General features: G+C 44.3%; 20 protein-coding genes. 11 read left to right on the top strand and 9 right to left on the bottom strand.

Features of this window, described 5'->3' with window-relative positions; all coding sequences use genetic code 11:
- Positions 1–130: 130 nt before the first annotated feature.
- The 6 genes from lptD to AC3CH3_RS02000 all read left to right on the top strand — a co-directional run bounded on the left by lptD (position 131) and on the right by AC3CH3_RS02000 (position 6,905).
- Positions 131–2,479 (top strand): LPS assembly protein LptD, encoded by a 2,349-nt coding sequence (gene lptD / locus AC3CH3_RS02025; protein WP_488537633.1) that lies wholly within the window; start codon positions 131–133, stop codon positions 2,477–2,479.
- 43 nt (positions 2,480–2,522) lie between these two features.
- Positions 2,523–3,818: a peptidylprolyl isomerase SurA gene (gene surA, locus AC3CH3_RS02020; protein WP_488537632.1), complete on the top strand. Its 1,296-nt coding sequence runs from the start codon at positions 2,523–2,525 to the stop codon at positions 3,816–3,818.
- A complete protein-coding gene (pdxA, locus tag AC3CH3_RS02015; RefSeq protein WP_488537631.1) occupies positions 3,808–4,797 on the top strand; it encodes a 4-hydroxythreonine-4-phosphate dehydrogenase PdxA in 990 nt (329 codons plus the stop codon). Before surA ends, pdxA begins: the two co-directional genes overlap by 11 nt.
- Entirely contained in the window at positions 4,794–5,609 is an 816-nt protein-coding gene (rsmA, locus tag AC3CH3_RS02010; protein WP_488537630.1) for a 16S rRNA (adenine(1518)-N(6)/adenine(1519)-N(6))-dimethyltransferase RsmA, read from the top strand. Before pdxA ends, rsmA begins: the two co-directional genes overlap by 4 nt.
- A gap of 82 nt (positions 5,610–5,691) precedes the next feature.
- Complete coding sequence (gene apaG / locus AC3CH3_RS02005) at positions 5,692–6,072, top strand: Co2+/Mg2+ efflux protein ApaG (RefSeq protein ID WP_004735899.1); 381 nt, start codon at positions 5,692–5,694, stop codon at positions 6,070–6,072.
- Positions 6,073–6,101: 29 nt separating this feature from the next.
- The gene (locus AC3CH3_RS02000) at positions 6,102–6,905 is read left to right on the top strand and encodes a symmetrical bis(5'-nucleosyl)-tetraphosphatase (RefSeq protein WP_488537629.1); all 804 of its coding nucleotides are present in this window, start codon (positions 6,102–6,104) and stop codon (positions 6,903–6,905) included.
- A gap of 74 nt (positions 6,906–6,979) precedes the next feature.
- Here the strand turns inward: AC3CH3_RS02000 and folA are convergent, their stop codons facing one another.
- From folA to rplU, 6 genes are all read right to left on the bottom strand, one after another.
- Positions 6,980–7,459: a type 3 dihydrofolate reductase gene (gene folA, locus AC3CH3_RS01995; protein WP_017062944.1), complete on the bottom strand. Its 480-nt coding sequence runs from the start codon at positions 7,457–7,459 to the stop codon at positions 6,980–6,982.
- A gap of 36 nt (positions 7,460–7,495) precedes the next feature.
- On the bottom strand, positions 7,496–7,969 hold the full coding sequence (locus tag AC3CH3_RS01990; protein ID WP_017068807.1) for a threonine/serine exporter family protein: 474 nt from the start codon (positions 7,967–7,969) through the stop codon (positions 7,496–7,498).
- Positions 7,969–8,736, bottom strand: coding sequence for a threonine/serine exporter family protein (locus AC3CH3_RS01985; RefSeq protein ID WP_017061378.1), 768 nt, complete (start codon positions 8,734–8,736; stop codon positions 7,969–7,971). The genes AC3CH3_RS01990 and AC3CH3_RS01985 overlap by 1 nt, the downstream gene beginning before the upstream one ends.
- A gap of 164 nt (positions 8,737–8,900) precedes the next feature.
- The gene (gene cgtA / locus AC3CH3_RS01980; protein WP_123962118.1) at positions 8,901–10,076 is read right to left on the bottom strand and encodes an Obg family GTPase CgtA; all 1,176 of its coding nucleotides are present in this window, start codon (positions 10,074–10,076) and stop codon (positions 8,901–8,903) included.
- Between the two features lie 323 nt (positions 10,077–10,399).
- Positions 10,400–10,657 (bottom strand): 50S ribosomal protein L27, encoded by a 258-nt coding sequence (gene rpmA / locus AC3CH3_RS01975; RefSeq protein ID WP_004735905.1) that lies wholly within the window; start codon positions 10,655–10,657, stop codon positions 10,400–10,402.
- A 19-nt stretch (positions 10,658–10,676) separates the two neighbouring features.
- Complete coding sequence (rplU, locus tag AC3CH3_RS01970) at positions 10,677–10,988, bottom strand: 50S ribosomal protein L21 (RefSeq protein ID WP_004740823.1); 312 nt, start codon at positions 10,986–10,988, stop codon at positions 10,677–10,679.
- A 268-nt stretch (positions 10,989–11,256) separates the two neighbouring features.
- On the opposite strand from rplU, the gene ispB reads away from it, so the two are divergent.
- A complete protein-coding gene (ispB, locus tag AC3CH3_RS01965; RefSeq protein ID WP_048657974.1) occupies positions 11,257–12,228 on the top strand; it encodes an octaprenyl diphosphate synthase in 972 nt (323 codons plus the stop codon).
- 100 nt (positions 12,229–12,328) lie between these two features.
- Here the strand turns inward: ispB and AC3CH3_RS01960 are convergent, their stop codons facing one another.
- Positions 12,329–12,523 (bottom strand): hypothetical protein, encoded by a 195-nt coding sequence (locus AC3CH3_RS01960; RefSeq protein ID WP_102432791.1) that lies wholly within the window; start codon positions 12,521–12,523, stop codon positions 12,329–12,331.
- A gap of 125 nt (positions 12,524–12,648) precedes the next feature.
- Positions 12,649–13,584: a malate dehydrogenase gene (gene mdh / locus AC3CH3_RS01955; protein WP_009847834.1), complete on the bottom strand. Its 936-nt coding sequence runs from the start codon at positions 13,582–13,584 to the stop codon at positions 12,649–12,651.
- 332 nt (positions 13,585–13,916) lie between these two features.
- Between mdh and argR the strand changes: the two genes are divergently transcribed.
- From argR to AC3CH3_RS01935, 4 genes are all read left to right on the top strand, one after another.
- Complete coding sequence (argR, locus tag AC3CH3_RS01950) at positions 13,917–14,387, top strand: transcriptional regulator ArgR (protein ID WP_004740827.1); 471 nt, start codon at positions 13,917–13,919, stop codon at positions 14,385–14,387.
- Between the two features lie 342 nt (positions 14,388–14,729).
- The gene (locus AC3CH3_RS01945; RefSeq protein ID WP_488537628.1) at positions 14,730–15,698 is read left to right on the top strand and encodes a TAXI family TRAP transporter solute-binding subunit; all 969 of its coding nucleotides are present in this window, start codon (positions 14,730–14,732) and stop codon (positions 15,696–15,698) included.
- 255 nt (positions 15,699–15,953) lie between these two features.
- On the top strand, positions 15,954–18,533 hold the full coding sequence (locus AC3CH3_RS01940; RefSeq protein ID WP_488537627.1) for a TRAP transporter permease: 2,580 nt from the start codon (positions 15,954–15,956) through the stop codon (positions 18,531–18,533).
- Between the two features lie 107 nt (positions 18,534–18,640).
- On the top strand, positions 18,641–19,078 hold the full coding sequence (locus AC3CH3_RS01935) for a universal stress protein (RefSeq protein WP_048609641.1): 438 nt from the start codon (positions 18,641–18,643) through the stop codon (positions 19,076–19,078).
- Between the two features lie 84 nt (positions 19,079–19,162).
- Here AC3CH3_RS01935 and AC3CH3_RS01930 read toward each other — a convergent pair whose 3' ends face one another.
- Positions 19,163–20,125 (bottom strand): D-2-hydroxyacid dehydrogenase, encoded by a 963-nt coding sequence (locus AC3CH3_RS01930; protein WP_488537626.1) that lies wholly within the window; start codon positions 20,123–20,125, stop codon positions 19,163–19,165.
- Between the last annotated feature and the right edge of the window lie 6 nt (positions 20,126–20,131).

Below are 20,131 nucleotides of genomic sequence, written 5' to 3'. Positions count from 1 at the left end.
AATTTTATCTGAGTAATGCTGTCTGATGATGCTGAATGCTATTATTTCCTTTATCATAAGGAGAATGCTTTATTAATTGGATTGATACTAGATCAACCCTTCATCTAGTGACACAGGATAGTTCAACTTCATGCAATCTTTTTCCCGCACCTTGTTAGCCGCGTCTATAAGTACGGCGTTATACGTGTCGACAACTCAAGCTGAAACAATCACCGATAGTAGTGTGCAGGAAATGCCCTCTATAGATCAATGCTTGATCGAGCCCGCTGCAGAAAACGAGACACAGCTACCCGCTCATGTTGAGTCAGATCGCTTAGAAGCTATCAATGGTGACAAGGCAATATATTCAGGTGACGTAGTCGTTACGCAAGGGAACAAGACCATCCTTGCCGATAACGTAACCCTGCACCAACAAGAAAATATCGTTGTAGCTGAAGGCAACGTAAACTTTAGTGACGGTCAAATCAAATCTATCTCAGACAGAGCGACCAATAATCTGACTACAGATGAAATGACGCTTGAGAACACCGATTATGAATTCCTTTGCGAGCCCGGTCGAGGCGATGCTGTTTATATCGCAAAAACAGGTAAAGCGGTTTATGAGATTGAAGATGGTTCGATTACGTCTTGCCCGGTTGGTGATAACGCTTGGCGCCTAAGAGCGTCGAGTATCGATGTTGACCAAGACGAAGAGCAAGCAACTTTTTATAACCCGCGATTTGAAATTCAAAGTGTTCCGGTATTTTACCTACCGTACTTAACTGTTCCTATTGGTGATACTCGTAAAACCGGTTTCTTATACCCAACAGTTTCATACGGTTCAAGCGATGGTTTTGAAGCTGAAATCCCAGTTTATTGGAACTTGGCACCAAACTACGACTTGGAAACCACTTTTAAGTACATGCAGGAGCGTGGTACACAACTTAACAGTAAATTCCGTTACTTGAGCGATTTTGGCTCAGGTAGTATCGAGTCTGAATATTTGCCGGATGACAAAAAATACTCAGAAAAAGGTGACCGTTGGGGTGCTCAACTCCAGCACTCAGGGATATTCCAGCAATCGTGGTTATTTGAAATCGATTACTCAAAAGTCAGTGATATCGACTACTTCACTGACGTTAGCGGAAGCAGCATTGGTAACCGTGAAGACGGCCAACTATTACAGGAAGGCCAGGCAACTTACCGTTCTCAAAACTGGGATGCTTCTGTGCTTGTTCGAGATTTCCAAGTTCTTACTACAAGCAACAATCTACCTTATCGTCTGATGCCACAGTTAGAGTACAATTACTATGCTCCTGAGGTGATGGAGTACTTAGACTTCGACATGATCAGCCATGTATCTCTGTTTGATACAGATGCTTCAGGTAAACCTTCTGCGACTCGTGTTCACGTTGAGCCAGGGATCACGATCCCTGTAGGAAATACCTGGGGCACATGGACAACAGAAGCTCGACTACTTGGTACTTACTATCAACAAGACCTTGCTGGCGTTGATACCGGCGCAGGCTCTGATTATGAAGGCTTGGAAGAATCGGTAAGCCGAATTATTCCAGAGTTTAGAAGCCACGCAGGTATCGTTCTGGAGCGAGATACCACTATTGTGGGCAATTACACTCAAACACTAGAACCGCAGGTTCAATACTTGTATGTCCCAGAAGAAGATCAAAGCGACATTGGCCTTTACGATACAACGCTCCTGCAGACAGACTACTATGGTCTGTTTAGAAGTCGCAAATACAGTGGTGTAGACCGCATAGCTGCTGCAAATCAAGTCAGCTACGGTGCGTCATCTCGCTTCTTTGATGACGAATACAAAGAACGTCTCAACATATCTTTCGGCCAAATTTTTTATATCGACAAAGAGACCAAACAAAACTTAAACACCAATGAGGCAGATAAGAACTCTAACTACTCATCTTGGGCAGTAGAAGTCGACTTCAACTACGACGATTATCTGTTTTATCACGGCGGTGTGCAGTACGATATCGACACATCAGCGATGCAGCTTGCAAACAGTACGATTGAATACCGTTTTGCAGGCGGTTACGTACAAACTAACTATCGTTACGTTACCAAAGAGTATATTGAAGATACCGTCGATTTTAATGTTGGCTCAATCACGAAAGAAGGTATATCTCAAGCAGGCTTACTCGGCGCTTACCAAATTTCGCCAAAGTGGAATGCAAGCGCTCAATACTTCTATGATCTAACAACAGAAGAAGAGCTCGAATGGTTAGCTCGACTCAATTATAAATCGGATTGCTGGTACATCGGCTTTACTTACAGTAACCAGCTTCGTAGTTGGGAAGGCGATTACATCAACACATCAAACGCGACGCCAGTTTACGAAAATAACTTCAGTGTGAATTTCGGTATTGTCGGCTTCGGTACCAATATCGGTTCTGACTCAGGAGCCGTTGGGGATAGCAGCTCTGACAACTCTCTAAGCTATGGTCGCCCATTCTTCTTAAACAACTAATTTTCTTTATTGATAAAACATCAGTAAATTTAAAGGATTACACATGACATTGTGGAAACGCACATTAATTGCTATCGCAGCGACTTGTACTTTATCAACAAGCTTTGCAGCGCCAGTCGAGCTAGACAGCGTAAAAGTTATCGTTAACGAAGGCGTTATCTTACAAAGCGACATCGATGCTTCGATGAAGACGCTGCGTGCAAACGCTAAGAAAAGCGGGCAAACATTGCCATCGCAAGATGTGCTCAATGAGCAAGTACTAGAAAAACTGATCATCGATACTATTCAAACTCAAGAAGCGGAACGTATTGGTGTACGTATCGATGATGCTCGACTTGATCAAGCAATCGAAGGCATCGCGAAAGACAACAATCAAACAGTTGAACAACTTACCGCATCGGTTGCTGAAGAAGGTCTTAGCTACAACGCATTTCGTGAACAGGTAAGAAAAGAGATCGCAGCAAGCGAAGCACGTAACGCTCTCGTTCGTCGCCGTATCAACATTCTTCCTGCAGAAGTAGACAACCTAGCAGATATTCTTGCTCAAGAAACGAATGCTACGGTTCAATACAAAATTGGCCATATTCAACTTCGCTTTAACGATGACCAAACCAAAGAAGAGCTAGAAGCTCAAGCTACTGAACTAGTCGAGGAACTCAACTCAGGCAAAGATTTCAGCACTATGGCATATACTTACTCTAAGGGCCCTAAAGCACTGCAAGGCGGCGATTGGGGTTGGATGCGTAAAGAAGAGATGCCAACTATTTTTGCAGACCAGATCAAAATGCAGAACAAAGGCAGCATCATCGGACCCTTCCGAAGTGGCGTTGGTTTCCATATTCTGAAAATTGAAGATGTGAAAGGCTTAGAAACTGTTGCGGTAACTGAGGTGAATGCACGTCATATTTTGATTAAGCCTACAGTAATCCTAAGTGATGATGGCGCCAAGGAACAACTAGAAGAGATCACGCGCCGCATAAACGCAGGTGAAGCGAGCTTCGGTGACCTTGCTCAGCAATACAGCCAAGACCCAGGTTCTGCAGTACAAGATGGTGAGCTAGGCTACCAAACACCAGATTTGTATGTACCAGAGTTCAAACACCAAGTAGAAACACTGCCTGAAGGTAAAATCAGCGCACCATTCAAAACGGTTCATGGCTGGCACATTGTTGAAGTGCTTGATCGCAGAGAAGTAGACCGTACAGACTCAGCTTTAAAGAATAAAGCATACCAAATTCTATTTAACCGTAAGTTCAATGAAGAAGCTGGCGCTTGGCTGCAAGAAGTAAGAGCGAGTGCTTTTGTTGAAATTGTTGAGGATGACCAAGATGACAACTAAACGCCTTGTCATTACGGCAGGTGAACCAGCGGGAATTGGGCCAGATTTAACTCTCGCCTTATCCCAAGAAAGCTGGCCACATCAGCTCGTAGTTTGTGCGGACAAAACCCTACTAGCAAAGCGAGCTGAAATGTTGGGGATCGAGGTTGAGCTGTTGGACTACGACTCAACAGCGCCCAAGCAACCTCAACGCTCCGGAACATTGGTTGTGAAACATGTTCCACTCGCTGAAGTCGCTGTTGCGGGTCAACTTAACGAAGCGAACGGCCACTACGTATTAAATACATTAGAAACCGCAGCAATTGGCTGTATGAATGATGAATTTGATGCTATTGTCACCGGCCCTGTTCACAAGGGTGTAATTAACCGAGCTGGCGTTGCTTTTAGTGGCCATACCGAGTTCTTTGCAGAGAAGTCCAATACTCCACTTGTCGTGATGATGTTGGCAACAGAAGGGCTGCGTGTTGCTCTCGTAACAACGCACATCCCGCTAGCTTATGTATCTCAAGCAGTGACCGAAGACAGATTAGAGCAAATCATTGCTATTCTGCATAAAGATTTGGTCGAAAAGTTTGCTATAGAGAAACCAACTATTTACGTGTGTGGATTGAACCCACATGCGGGTGAAGATGGTTGTTTGGGTCGTGAAGAGATAGAAACTATCACCCCTACGCTAGAAAAAATTCGCCAGAAAGATGGTATTAATTTAGTTGGCCCATTGCCAGCAGATACCATCTTTAATGAAAAATATTTGCAAGATGCAGATGCTGTTTTAGGTATGTATCACGACCAAGTACTCCCAGTATTGAAATACAAAGGGTTTGGTCGTTCAGTGAACATCACGCTTGGCTTACCGTTTATTCGAACATCAGTCGACCACGGTACCGCCTTAGACTTGGCAGGGAAAGGCCAAGCCGATACAGGGAGCTTTAGAACAGCGCTCACGCACGCCATTGAATTAGTAGAGAAAAAGCAATGAGAAATGATGTCCACTTAGGGCACAAAGCGCGTAAACGTTTTGGTCAAAACTTCCTTAACGATCCATACATTATTGATGGCATCGTATCGAGCATTAACCCACTACCAGGTCAAAACTTGGTAGAGATCGGTCCTGGCCTAGGCGCAATTACTGAGCCAGTGGGTAAGCTTGTCGATAAATTTACAGTTATCGAATTGGATAGAGACCTGGCTGAACGTCTTCGCAACCATCCCGATCTGGCTGATAAGCTAACGATCTATGAAGGCGATGCAATGAAGTTCGACTTCGAACAACTTGTTAAGCCAAACAACAAGCTACGTATCTTTGGTAACTTGCCATACAACATCTCTACACCATTGATGTTCCACCTTTTTGAATTCCATAAAGACGTGCAAGACATGCACTTTATGCTTCAAAAAGAAGTGGTTAACCGTCTAGCCGCTGGCCCTGGCAGCAAAGCTTACGGTCGCCTTACTGTAATGGCTCAATACTACTGTAAAGTGACGCCAGTGCTAGAAGTGCCACCCACAGCCTTCGTTCCGCCACCGAAAGTAGACTCAGCAGTCGTTCGCCTACAGCCATACGAAGTGCTGCCTTACCCGGCAAAAGATCTGAAATGGCTAGATCGCGTGTGTCGTGAAGGCTTTAACCAGCGTCGTAAAACAGTTCGTAACTGCTACAAGAGCTTAATCGATAAGGAAGTGCTTGAAGAGCTAGGTATCAACCCAAGCATGCGTCCTGAGAACTTAACGCTCGAGCAGTTTGTCGACATGGCAAACTGGTTGTACGACAGTCACAACGCTGACAAATAATTCTAAAAGGCTCCTACACTTCGGTGAGGAGCCTGTTTTTTATGTAATACTTTAAAGTATACCAACAACAAAAGGTGCGAATATGGATATATCTACGCCTTGTATCAAATGTCAGGTTCACTCTAAATACATAGAGGAACAATCTGAACCAACGAAGAACCGCTACGTCTTCGCCTACATCATTACCATCAAAAACCTCAGCAAAACAACGGTTCAACTCATGTCTCGCCGCTGGCTGATTACCGACTCCAACGGCAAACAACTCACCATAGAAGGTGATGGCGTAGTTGGGCAACAACCCGTGATTGAGGCCAACGACGAATACACTTACACCAGTGGTACCGTCATCGAAACTCCTGTGGGTGTTATGCAAGGTCATTATGTGATGACAGATAACAAAGGCATCGACTTCATAACTGAAGTGGATCCATTTAGACTCGCGATCCCTAATATTCTTAATTAGCCGTACATCTGTACCTACAGGAAATTATTGTGTCGAATTATATTGTCGGAGACATCCAAGGGTGCTTCGACGAACTTCAATTACTGCTTGAAACCATCAACTTTGATAAACACCAAGATACTTTATGGGTCGCTGGAGACTTAGTTGCTCGAGGCCCTAAATCATTGGAGACGCTACGCTTTATTCGTAGCCTTGGTGACGCAGCTAAGGTTGTATTAGGCAACCACGACTTACACCTTTTGGCGGTGTCCTTAGGGCTATTTCCAGCGAAACCAAAAGATAAGACTCAAGCGATTCTTGATGCTGAAGATCGTGAAGTGCTACTCGAATGGTTAAGACAACAGCCTTTGCTTCAGGAACATCCAGAGTTCGTGATGTGCCATGCGGGTATCTCACCTCAGTGGAATATAGAAAGAGCACGTATTGAAAATCGAGAGATCGTATCCTTGCTGAAGTCGGACAGGTGGCAATGGCTAATCGAAAACATGTACAGCAACGCACCTGATTTATGGCATCAGGATTTAAATGATATTGAGCGCTATCGTTATGCGATCAATAGCCTGACAAGAATGCGTTTCTGTTTTGAAGATGGCCGTCTCGACATGGCATGTAAGCTACCACCGAATGAAATTACCGATAAACCATTAGTGCCATGGTTTGACCTTCCGCAACGCATAAAGCTCGATAAAACCGTTGTTTTTGGACACTGGGCTGCGCTTGAAGGCTATAACGGAAAAGACGTAATTGGACTTGATACTGGATGCGTCTGGGGAGGTGAATTGACAATTCTTCGCTGGGAAGATAAACAGTTTTTCACTCAGAAAGCGCTATAAAGATACGAGAAACTTGCGCTACCTTGGTAGGGTAACGCAAGCATTTTTCAGAGACTAGCTATTGATAACCACAGTTAACGCTCGAGAATCACAAACTCCATGTTGTGTTTGTTTTTCTCGTCAGCTTGATAGCTCTCGTTAAAGCTCTGCTTCCAACCTTCACCCCAGTCAGGAAATTGTGTATCTCCATCGACGGCGAAATCGATGTAAGTCAGATACAACTTGTCCGCTTTAGGTAAGCAGCTCTCATAAATAGAGCCGCCACCAATGATCATCACCTCTTCAACATCACTGAGTAGCTCTAGAGCCTGTTCAATAGAAGTTACCGTCGTTACACCTTCAATCTTTAAACTCTCATCACGGCTGATTACGACATTCAACCGACCCGGCAAAGGGCGTCCAATAGAATCGTAGGTCTTACGTCCCATCACGACTGGTTTACCCATAGTCGAGCGTTTAAACCATGCAAAATCCGCAGGTAAATGCCAAGGCATCTGATTGTCTTTACCAATTATACGGTTGTTTGCCATTGCCGCTATCATGCTGATGATCATAAATCGAAAGTCCTGTCCCTAAAAAGAAAATTAACGCTAAACGATAGGTCTACGGCGATAGAATAACAGCCCTGGCACAGCTAAGCCAACCGCCAACCCTGCGATAATGAACATCGATTTTAAAAAGTTCTCCATCAACATTGCCAACAACTCAGGCGTGTAGCCTGCCCTGTTAATCTCCACCATCGCAATCATCGCCTTGAAGGCAAACACACCTGGCACCATAGGAATTAGAGCTGCAACCGTAAACACCTTCGGATGTGCTAACAGTTTATGTGACCAATGAACCCCTATCATACCAACCACGGTTGCGGCGAAGAACGTCGCCCATTCGATTGGAATACCAAAGTGCATCATCAGATACCGGCTACCATGACCGATAGAACCACCGAGTGCACAATAAACTAAAGCACGTTGCGGAACGTTAAACACCAATGCAAACCCAACAGCAGGAATAGCGGCGAAAAACATATCGTTGAGCAGACCTAAAAACAGTTCGAAAATACTCATTAGCTTGCCCACCCCCAAACATCTGATAGACTCATCGCCGCGACAATGCCCAAGCTCGTCGCCAGAGTTAATAAGCTGGCCATGGTAAAGCGCGCTAACCCCATATTAATATGGCCTTTAAGCATATCAGCGACGGAGTTAATCAGAGGAAAACCAGGTACTAACATTAATACAGATGAAGCCATCACGATCGTGGGTTGGCCGCCAATATTGTAAAGTACGGCTTGAGCTGAAATGGTCGTGGTAACGAATGCTGTGATAGCAAAGTTTAATAGCGGATTGAAATGGCGGTGCCCAATTTCTTGTCTGACGATCATACCGCAAGCTGAAGCAATAAAAGTCATCATGAAGACTTGCCAGTCTCCGCCCGCAAGGTGGCTAAAAGAGGCGCACGACAACCCTATCATCACAACCACTAACCAACGGTTGTAGCGCTCGGGGCTGATGTTTTGAATCTTTTTATACGCCAAATCATAATCGAGAATTCCCTTCTCCATCATGATGCAAATGCGTTGAATGTCGGTGATAACCTGCATGTTAATGCCACGATCAGCACAACTTCGAGTAGTGGTAATACAGTGATCATCCATTACGGTAGTTACAACAAGCGCATTGGCTGACAGTGCGACTTCAACCTCATTCACCCCACAAGCAATACCGATGCGACGCATGATATCGCCGACCAGAGTGCTCTCTGCCCCGTGCGCCAATAACATTTGTCCTGATTGAGCGACGAGTCTTGAGATCGCTCTTTGCTTTGATGCCATGATTTCCTTCCCATAGGCGTTAATTATCTAAAGATAAATTTTGCATAAAAAACAGCAAGACGTCATGATTTAGATACAAAAAAACCGCAATTTTCATTGCGGTTTAATAAAACTATCAGTGTACTCGTAAGAAGCGACCGATGCGTTATGAGAAACTAAGAGGATTAGTCACGAACATAGATAACATGGCCGTCATCTTCTTCGTCATCCCAATCGTCCCAATCGTCGTCATCTTCAGTAACAACATTCTTACCGCTCATCGCATCTTTATGGTAGTCATCCCACATAAAGTCTACTTTTTCTTCTTCTTCTTCAACTTCTACAACTTCACGAGGTAAGTTTTCCATAAACTCACCTAGTTTGAAGCAAAGATCTTTGGTGCCGATTTTATTCACAGCAGAGATCTTGAAGTACTCGCCTTCCCAGCCCAAAGCATCGATGATTTCTTGAATCTTTTCGTCTGCTTCGTCTTCTGGCATTAGGTCAACTTTGTTGAACACTAACCAACGAGGTTTCTGTGAAACTTTTTCACTGTATTGCTCAAGCTCATCGATGATCGTTAGTGCATTCTGAATAGGATCAGATTGATCGATCGGCATAATGTCGATCATATGCAGAAGAACACGACAACGCTCAAGGTGCTTGAGGAAACGAATACCAAGGCCAGCGCCATCAGCTGCGCCTTCAATTAGACCAGGGATATCGGCAACAACGAAGCTCTTTTCAGGGACAACACTTACCACACCCAAGCTTGGGATCAAGGTAGTGAACGGGTAATCAGCCACTTTTGGTTTCGCAGCAGATACTGAACGAATAAAAGTAGATTTACCTGCGTTTGGTAGGCCAAGCATACCAACGTCAGCTAATAGAAGAAGCTCTAAACGCAGTTCACGAACTTCGCCTTTAGTACCCATTGTCTTTTGACGAGGAGCACGGTTAACAGACGATTTAAAACGCGTGTTACCAAGACCGTGCCAACCACCTTTACCAACCATTACTTTCTTGCCGTGTTCAGCAACTTCAGCAACGATTTCGTTGGTGTGGATATCAACTGCACGCGTACCAACTGGTACTTTCAGCGTAATGTCTTTACCACGTTTACCAGTACAGTTACCGCCGCGACCATTCTCGCCACGCTCTGCATTGTAAAAACGTTGGAAACGGTAATCGATCAGTGTGTTTAAGTTCTCATCCGCTTGGATGTAAACATCACCGCCGTCACCACCGTCGCCGCCATCAGGGCCACCTTTAGCGACGAATTTTTCGCGCCAAAAGCTTACTGTACCATTACCGCCATCACCGGCTTCTATTTTTACTACCGCTTCATCAACGAATTTCATTTTTTAACTCCGCACTTACGTTGCGTTACCACTCATCAAGGAGTGATATAAATTCTAGCAGATCCGTGTTTAGATCGATCACCTAAGATCTAGGCCGACCTGCAACCAAGGAACAAATAAGGAGAGGTTCTTTGCTTCTTATTTTTTACAAAACAAACGGCTTCTTAAAAACCAAACTGTTTCTCAAAAATAAAACGGCTTCTCAAAACCAAAACAAGAGCGTCTGCTTTTTTATTCTTGCTATAAATAAAAAACCCTGCCGAATCGGCAGGGCTTTTGAATTCAGCTTGAAAGCTAATAACATAATCTAGTTAAAGATTAAATTACTCAGCTTCGATGCTTACAAACTTACGGTTTTTAGGACCTTTAACAGCAAATTTCACTTTACCTTCAGTAAGAGCGAAAAGAGTGTGGTCTTTACCGATGCCAACGTTTGTGCCAGCGTGGAACTTAGTACCACGTTGACGAACGATGATGTTACCTGCAAGAACAGATTCACCACCAAAACGCTTAACACCAAGACGTTTGCTTTCTGAATCGCGGCCGTTATTAGTAGAACCGCCAGCTTTTTTATGTGCCATTGTTAAACTCTCCTAATACTTAAGCGTTAATGCCAGTGATTTTCACTTCAGTGAACCACTGACGGTGACCAGCTTGCTTACGCGAGTGCTTACGACGACGGAACTTAACGATTTTTACTTTATCGCCACGACCGTGTTGTACTACTTCTGCAGTAACCTTGCCACCTTCAACAAGAGGTGCACCAACAGCGATTTCTTCGCCGTTAGCAACAAGAAGAACTTTATCAAATTCAACAGTTGCACCAGTTTCAACGTCTAATTTCTCTAAACGAAGTGTTTGACCTTCGCTTACTCGGTGTTGTTTGCCACCAGATTGGAAAACAGCGTACATATTTTACTCCGCTTTTTCCGCACAGCCTATGGTTGTTAATTGTACAACTCGGGTGTGCGCTAAACTAATCAATAGGGCGCAGATTCTACGGGAATCATGGCGCTATGACAAGCCATATTTTTAAAAAATTGGCGAAAACCTGTTCGCCAAAGAAAAGTGCGGCAATCATGCCCTTTAGCGATGTATTAATCAACGTTTTTTAGTGTATTATTCAACAATTAAATACAACGTATAAGCCTTACAGGGTCTAACTTCAGCCGGATGAACAATGGATTTTAAAGCTATCCAAACGCTTACTGCCAATGATATGGCAAAAGTGAATGAAACAATTCAAGCCCAACTTAATTCTGACGTAAGTTTAATCAACCAGCTTGGTTTTTATATCGTTAGCGGTGGTGGCAAACGCCTACGCCCTTTGCTTGCTCTTTTATCTGCTCGCGCACTTGGTTACCAAGGTGAAGCTCATATCACCTCTGCAGCCTTTATCGAGTTTATTCACACAGCAACCCTACTTCATGATGATGTCGTCGACGAATCGGACATGAGACGCGGTAAAGCGACAGCCAACGCAGCTTTTGGTAATGCTGCTAGCGTTTTGGTGGGTGACTTTATTTATACTCGCTCATTCCAAATGATGACAACGCTAGGATCCTTAAAGATCCTTGAACTAATGAGTGAAGCAGTAAACGTGATTGCCGAGGGTGAAGTTCAACAGTTAATGAACTGCAACAACCCAGACACCACTGAAGAAAGCTACATGCAAGTGATCTACTCTAAGACCGCTCGCCTGTTTGAAGCCGCAACACAAATCGGTGCCATCCTTAGCGAATCATCACCAGAAATCGAAACGGCAATGCAAAACTACGGTAAATACCTAGGCACCGCATTCCAACTGATTGACGATGTGATGGACTACACTGCTGATGGTAAAGAGATGGGCAAGAACGTTGGTGACGACCTTGCTGAAGGCAAACCAACGCTGCCTTTACTATATGCAATGCACAATGGTTCTCCTGAACAAGCAAGCATGATTCGTGAAGCAATTGAGAAAGCGAACGGCATGGAACGTCTCGACGACATTATGGCGGTGATGAAAGACACAGGCTCATTAGAGTACACGACTAATAAAGCCTATGAAGAAGCCGACAAAGCGATTGCTGAGCTTTCTGTACTGCCTGACTCTGAATATAAGCAAGCACTAACCACACTTGCACACTTGGCTGTTAAACGCAGCAAGTAACTTTGTAGACTGTCTTCTATATAGCGACATTACATAGATAATAAAAAAGAGCCTCAGGGCTCTTTTTTTGATCCTCACGAAAATCTTTTCAAATCCACTGTCAATAACGACTCGACTCTAACGACAACGGAAGTTGAGCTTCGACTTCTTCTATCTCTTCCAGCGGCACTGCGTACTGCTCGTGGCTATTGTATGACTCAACCAGCGCAAATTGCTCTTGCTCATCTATAACGAGGATCTTTCCCAATCTACCTAAATGGAAATGGACGTTCATTCCTTTTTGAATACGACTCATAACTGCTGCCCCACTTTCATCTCTAAAACACTGTTTACGAACGAGGCAAATCCAAGGATCAAAAAAGCCGATCATAATGACCGGCATTTATTAGCAATTTTAAATTGAGTTAAATGCTGTATCGCTTACTTAGCGAACTCAACACCAATCTCAATATCGCCATTTAGTGTTTCAAGCATGCTGTCTAAAGCGTTACGCTCGAAGTCGCTCAGTTCACCGTAGCTAAGGATCGCTTCTGCTCCCTCTTTACCTAGCTTAACTGGCTGAGCGAAGAATGGTGCGTGTTCGCCTTCACCTTCAACGTATGCACATTCAATCACGTTCTCTTCACCTTGAAGCGCTTTCACTAGAGCAAGACCGAAACGACAAGCCGCTTGACCCATAGACAGTGTCGCACTGCCGCCGCCAGCTTTAGCTTCTACTACTTCAGTACCTGCATTTTGGATGCGAGTCGTTAGCGCTGCAATTTCTTCATCAGTGAACTCTACGCCTTCAACTTGAGAAAGCAGAGGAAGGATCGTTACGCCTGAGTGACCGCCGATAACAGGAACACGAATGTCGCCTGGATCTTTGTCTTTTAGTTCAGCAACGAACGTTTCAGAACGAATCACATCAAGAGTCGTAATACCGAATAGGCGACGCTTGTCGTAAACACCTGCTTTCTTGAGTACTTCAGCCGCGATTGGCACTGTTGTGTTTACTGGGTTAGTGATGATACCAACACAAGCAGTAGGACAAGTAACTGCGATTTTCTCTGCAAGAGACTTAACAATGCCAGCGTTCACATTGAAAAGATCCGCACGATCCATACCAGGCTTACGAGCAACACCTGCTGAAATAAGTACAACATCCGCACCTTCTAGTGCTGGTGTTGGATCTTCACCCGCGTAACCTTTGATCGAAACGGGCGTTGGGATATGGCTAAGATCGGCAGCAACACCCGGTGTTACCGGTGCGATATCGTAAAGTGCAAGATCTGAACCAGCAGGTAGGCGGTTCTTAAGTAGTAGGGCTAGGGCTTGACCGATGCCACCAGCGGCACCAATAACAGCTACTTTCATTGTTATTCTCCTTGAGAGCTTTCTCTTATAGATTCTTTGTAGGGTAATTCTTGAGCTAAATCTAAGTTAAAAAACTATATTAATCACAAAGTGATTACAATCAATTAACGCTAGCTTTGCGACTTCGCGCAAGTCAATAAAACCGTGCTACACAGCAAGTTCGCATTATGGCGATAATCGACTGAAATAACAAAATAAGTCGTCGCAAATAACACATTATTCTATTAAATATTTACAGTGATATGACTAACAAATTACAGGGATGTTTTGGCTAAAATTGAATATGTATGCGAGAATATGCAAACATCTTTGTTAATGAATAAGAATGACATATGCGCAATACAGAAAAGCAAGACAACTTAGTTCGTGCATTTAAAGCCTTACTAAAAGAAGAACGTTTTGGCTCACAAGGCGAAATTGTAGATGCCCTAAAACACGAAGGTTTTGAAAGCATCAACCAGTCTAAAGTCTCGCGTATGTTAACCAAGTTTGGTGCCGTTCGAACTCGTAACGCAAAAATGGAGATGGTTTACTGTCTTCCTGCTGAACTGGGTGTTCCGACAGTTTCTAGCTCTTTACGAGAATTAGTACTAGATATTGACCACAACAATGCATTAGTTGTGATACACACTGGCCCTGGTGCAGCTCAGCTTATCGCTCGCTTATTAGACTCACTAGGTAAGTCGGAAGGCATACTGGGTGTGGTCGCGGGTGATGACACTATCTTTATTACTCCAACGTTATCGGTTACCACTAAGCAACTGTTTGATTCTGTGTGCGAACTGTTTGAATACGCAGGATAATTGATCACTGTTTCATAACTATCAGCCTTACTAATGGATCACGAACATCTATTCGCTTCGTGATCCAAATCACATCCTAGAATATCCATACACCCTTCCCGAAATTACACTAAATCATTGATTTTAAAAAACTCAGTAGCAAATTAAACACGAGATCTAGACATCATTTGTTAGATTTTTTAGCTATATCTTTTAACATTCGAGTAATTTTCTGCCAATTTTTGATATTATTCAGCCACTTTTTCATCACATGGATTGAAAAAGGTGCCGTTTCCAAATAGGAAACTCCAGAAACGACTACACTTGTTTCAGGGTTAATAATGAATAAAGGAAGGGAAATTCATGGCATTTACCAAACTTATTAAAGTTGGTGCTATTGCAGCTGCTGTAATGGGCGCTGGCGCTGTTAACGCTCAAGAGTTCATCACAATTGGTACTGGTTCAGTGACGGGTGTTTACTACCCGACTGGTGGTGCAATTTGTAAACTAGTGAACAAGGGCCGCAAAGACCACAACATTCGTTGTTCTGTAGAGTCTACTGGTGGTTCAATCTACAACGTTAACACCATCCGTGCTGGTGAACTAGATTTCGGTGTTGTTCAATCGGACTGGCAATACCACGGCTACAAGGGTACAAGTAAGTTCAAAGATCAGGGCGAATACAAGAAACTTCGCGCTATGTTCTCTCTACATACAGAACCGTTCAACATCATCGCTCGTACCGATGCTGGCATTAACAATGTTTCTGACCTAGCTGGTAAGCGCGTAAACATTGGTAATCCAGGCTCTGGTGACCGTGCAACGATGGGTGTTGTAATGGACGCAATGGGTTGGACGAACGACAGCTTCAAGCTTGCTTCTGAACTTAAAGGTTCTGAGCGTTCACAAGCACTTTGTGATAACAAGATTGATGCATTTATCTACATGGTTGGTCACCCGAACGGATCAATCAAAGAAGCAACAACGTCTTGTGATGCAAAATTGGTTTCGGCAACAGGTCCACAGATCGACAAGATCGTAGCTGAAAACCCATACTACGCTTACAGCACAGTTCCTGCTGGCATGTACCGTGGTACTGACGCTGACGTAAACAGCTTCGGTGTTGCAGCAACAATGGTAACAACTTCAGACGTTTCTGAAGAAGTTGCATACAACGTTGCTAAGGCAGTATTTGAAAACTTTGACACTTTCAAACGCCTACACCCAGCATTTGCTAACCTGAAAAAAGAAGACATGGTTAAAGCGGGTATCTCTATCCCTCTTCACCCAGGCGCAGCAAAATACTACAAAGAAGTGGGCCTTCTAAAGTAATTCTACTTTAAGCCTACTACACCAATAAGGAGGCTAGCCCTCCTTATTGGCTTTTCACGTTTTATAAAAATAACTTAAGTGAAAAGAGCAACCCTTTAAGTTTCTCCAATTTGGAGGAATTACCTTCGTATCAAGCCTAAGACAAAGACGAACAAAGAACGCATTTCCCTATCCATTCACTACACTAGATAGGAAATAAATAACGTTTAGTTGTTCGTAAGAAAAGGCAGACCATCAATAATAAGGATAAAGTACATGACGCAGACAACATCACCGTCTCCAGATGTGCAAGAAATGGTGGCACAATCAGATACTGGTGCGCGTAGCCCTCGTGGTATCCAAGGCCGTATTTTATGGTTTGTGCCTCTATGTTGGTCACTGTTCCAACTTTGGTATGCATCTCCGCTGCCGTTCATTTTTAACTTCGCAATTTTAAACGACACTGAAGCTCGAGCAATTCACCTTACGTTTGCTATTTTCCTAGCCTTTACCGCTTATCCAGCCATGAAGAATTCGCCTAGGGATCGTATCCCAGCAGTCGACTGGATATTGGCGCTAGTAGGTAGTTTTTCAGCTTCTTATATCTATATTTTCTACACTGAACTTGCCGGTCGTTCGGGCGCGCCAACAACATTCGATATTGTTGCAGCTGTATTTGGTATGATTCTACTGCTTGAAGCAACACGACGCGCTTTAGGTCCACCTCTTATGGTTGTGGCGGCAGTATTCCTACTTTACACCTTTGGCGGTCCACACATGCCAGACGTTATCGCTCATAAAGGTGCGAGCCTGAACAAGGCAATGTCGCACCTGTGGCTAACAACGGAAGGTGTATTCGGTGTAGCCCTTGGCGTATCAACGTCGTTTGTATTCTTGTTTGTACTGTTTGGTGCAATGCTAGAACGTGCTGGTGCTGGTGCTTACTTCATCAAGGTTGCATTCTCTCTGCTTGGTCACATGAAAGGTGGTCCAGCAAAAGCCGCTGTTGTGGCGTCTGGTTTATCTGGTCTTGTATCAGGTTCTTCGATTGCAAACGTAGTAACCACGGGGACCTTTACTATCCCGCTAATGAAGCGTGTTGGTTTCCCAGGTACTAAAGCAGGCGCAGTAGAAGTCGCTGCTTCAACCAATGGTCAATTAACACCACCTATCATGGGTGCAGCAGCATTCTTGATGGTTGAGTATGTGGGTATCTCGTATGTAGAAGTAATCAAAGCCGCGCTACTGCCAGCTCTGATCTCTTACATAGCTCTGATTTACATCGTTCACCTAGAAGCATGTAAAGCTGGCATGACCGGCTTACCTCGTCGTCACACACCAACTATCGTACAAAGCCTACTCTCTTTCACTGGCACCATATTAGGTCTATGTGTTATTAGTGCCGCGGTTTACTACGGTGTGGGTTGGACGAAAGATGTATTTGGCGATGCTGCAACACCGATCGTAACTGTGGCGCTATTGATCGCTTATGTTGCTCTGGTTCGCGTATCAGCAAAATACGCAGCTGAAGGCGGCATGGAAATCGATGCGGACCTGAAAGAAGTTCCAGATCCAGGTCCAACAATTAAATCTGGTTTGCACTTCCTACTGCCTATCGTGGTGCTTGTTTGGTGTCTGACTGTCGAGCGTTTCTCTCCAGGTCTGTCAGCATTCTGGGCGACCGTGTTCATGATCTTCATTTTGATCACTCAGCGCCCTTTAATGACTCTGATGAACAAATCAGATGATCTTGCAGAGCAAACTAAAGCTGGCTTCGTTGATCTCGCAGAGAGCTTGGTTTCAGGTGCACGTAACATGATTGGTATCGGTGTCGCGACAGCGGCTGCAGGTACGGTTGTAGGTGTGGTGACTCTAACGGGTATCGGCCTTGTAATGACGGATTTCGTTGAGTTCATCTCAGGCGGTAGCATCATTCTTATGTTGCTATTCACTGCGGTAATCAGCTTGATCTTAGGTATGGGCTTGCCAACAACGGCGAACTACATCGTGGTTTCAACACTGATGGCACCGGTAATTGTGACCTTAGGTGCAGCGCACGGCTTGATCATCCCACTGATTGCGGTTCACTTATTTGTGTTCTACTTCGGTATTCTTGCGGATGACACACCTCCAGTTGGTCTCGCAGCGTTTGCAGCCGCCGCGATTGCGAAATCAGACCCAATTCGTACAGGTATTCAAGGTTTCACCTACGATATTCGGACCGCGATCTTGCCGTTCATGTTCATCTTCAATACCCAACTACTGTTGATGGGCATTGATTCTTGGTGGCACTTAGCACTAACGATTTTCTCTTCTGTTACTGCGGTACTTATCTTTGCAGCAGCAACTCAAGGTTGGTGGTTCACCAAGAACAAGTGGTGGGAAACTATACTGCTTATCGTTCTGACCTTCTCTTTCTTCCGCCCAGGTTTCTGGTGGGACATGATTTATCCAGAGAAAGTTCTTTCACCTGGAGTTGAGATCGCTCAAATCACAGAAAATCTATCTGTGGGACAATCACTTGAATTGAGAGTAGGTGGCGAAAACTTAGAAGGTAACTATTCTGAGAAAACAGTTCGCCTTCCGTTTGAAGATTCTGCGACAACAAGTGAAGACCGCATTGCTTCAATGGGCCTAATGCTGACACAAGCTGACGACAAGATGATTGTTGATATGGTTGAGTTTGGTAGCCCTGCAGAAGCCGCTGGCATTGACTTTGATTGGGAAATTAAATCCGTTATCCAAGACGCAGAACGACCAATGAAAGAGTGGGTATTCTTACCTGCCCTACTGATTTTGATTGGTTTAGCGATGAACCAAAGAAGACGTGCTCGTAAGGATGAGATTAGCGCGTAATGGATAGAGCCAAGTAGCGCTCTACTCTATTTGGCTTTTTTACTACATGGAAAAGATAATTACAGCGTTTGGTATGTACTAAGCGCTGCTCAAAAAGAGACGAATACATGTATAGACAAATCCTTGTTCCCGTTGATCTTAACGACAAAGGCTTTTCTGATAAAGCAGTCGAGCTAGCGGTATGGCACGCTAAACACAGCAATGCTGAAGTCCACATTCTGAACGTACTACCGGGCATTCACATGTCGATGGTTGCGTCTTACTTCCCGAAAGATGCAGCGAACCAAATGAAGCTTGATGTTAAAAATCAGCTCAAAGAGTTTGCTGACAAGCACATTGACGATGAAGTGGTGTATAAAGTTCATGTTGCCGAAGGCAAGACTTACACAACGATTCTAGATTACGCAGAAAAACTGGGCGCTGACCTTATCGTGATGCCTAGCCATAAGCGTTCGAAAATCGACAAAGTTGTGCTTGGTTCTGTTGCAAGCAAAGTGGTACAGAACTCACCAATCAATGTATTGGTAGTTAAGCCGCAAGGCTAAATCACTTAATCGACACAACGATCTAAAAAGGTTGGCCTAAAAGCCAACCTTTTTGTTTTGCGTTCGCACCGTTTAATTCTTCAATCAACTCACTAAGTTCTGCGGATTACCCGCGACAAACCCATCAATATTATCGATTAAGATATCAGAGAGCTTTTGAATTGAAGTGTCGCTGCCCCACGCAACATGGGGTGTCAGCAATAAGTTAGGTAGGTGACTGTTAGCTAAGAGTGGGTTCGAGTTGTCTGCAGGCTCTTGTGTAAACACGTCCATGCCCGCGCCTGCGATTTCATTACTTTTCAAAGCCTCAACTAGGGCTTCCTCATCAACAAGTCCACCACGCCCCGCATTGATCAACACCGCACTTGGTTTTATCATTGCTAGCTCTCGCTCTGAAATCAGGTTTCGAGTCACTTCGGTCAATGGACAATGCAGGCTGATCGCATCGGCTTGCTGCAACACAGTATCAAAGGGCAGATACCCCTCTCGACAAGACTCTGCCCCCTTGCGCTCTGCAAAAATGACCTTCATACCAATCGCTTTAGCCAATATCGCAGTCGCTTGCCCTAAACTGCCACTACCGATTAAACCCAATGTACTACCAGCCACATCTTGAATAGGATGAGTAAAGAAACAGAACTGCTTATCCTTTTGCCACTCGCCGGCTTCAATGTCTTGATGGTAGCCAACAAGATTTCGTTTTAACGTAAACAGCATAGCAATCACATGTTCAGGTACCGACTGAGTCGCATAGCCTTGCACATTAGCCACTGCGATATTGTTACTCTTGCAGTAGTCGACATCGACATTATTGACGCCAGTCGCTGACACCGCGATCAACTTGAGTTGTTGTGCTTGAGCTAAATTATCAGCGTTGAGCACAACCTTATTGGTGATAACAACATTTGCTCCGACAACGCGTTCAGCAACGAGCTCTGAAGCAGTAAAGTCATACTCTACCCACTCATGTTCAAAGCTGAGAGGTTTTAAATGGATTTGAGATGGGATGGTGGCTCTGTCGAGAAAGACCACTTTCAACTTCGGCATTGTACG

It is taken from the genome of Vibrio sp. QJM3NY_35 (assembly GCF_057785915.1).
The sequence above is the reverse complement of the archived record's forward strand: the minus strand, read 5'-3'. Positions and strand labels throughout refer to the sequence as shown.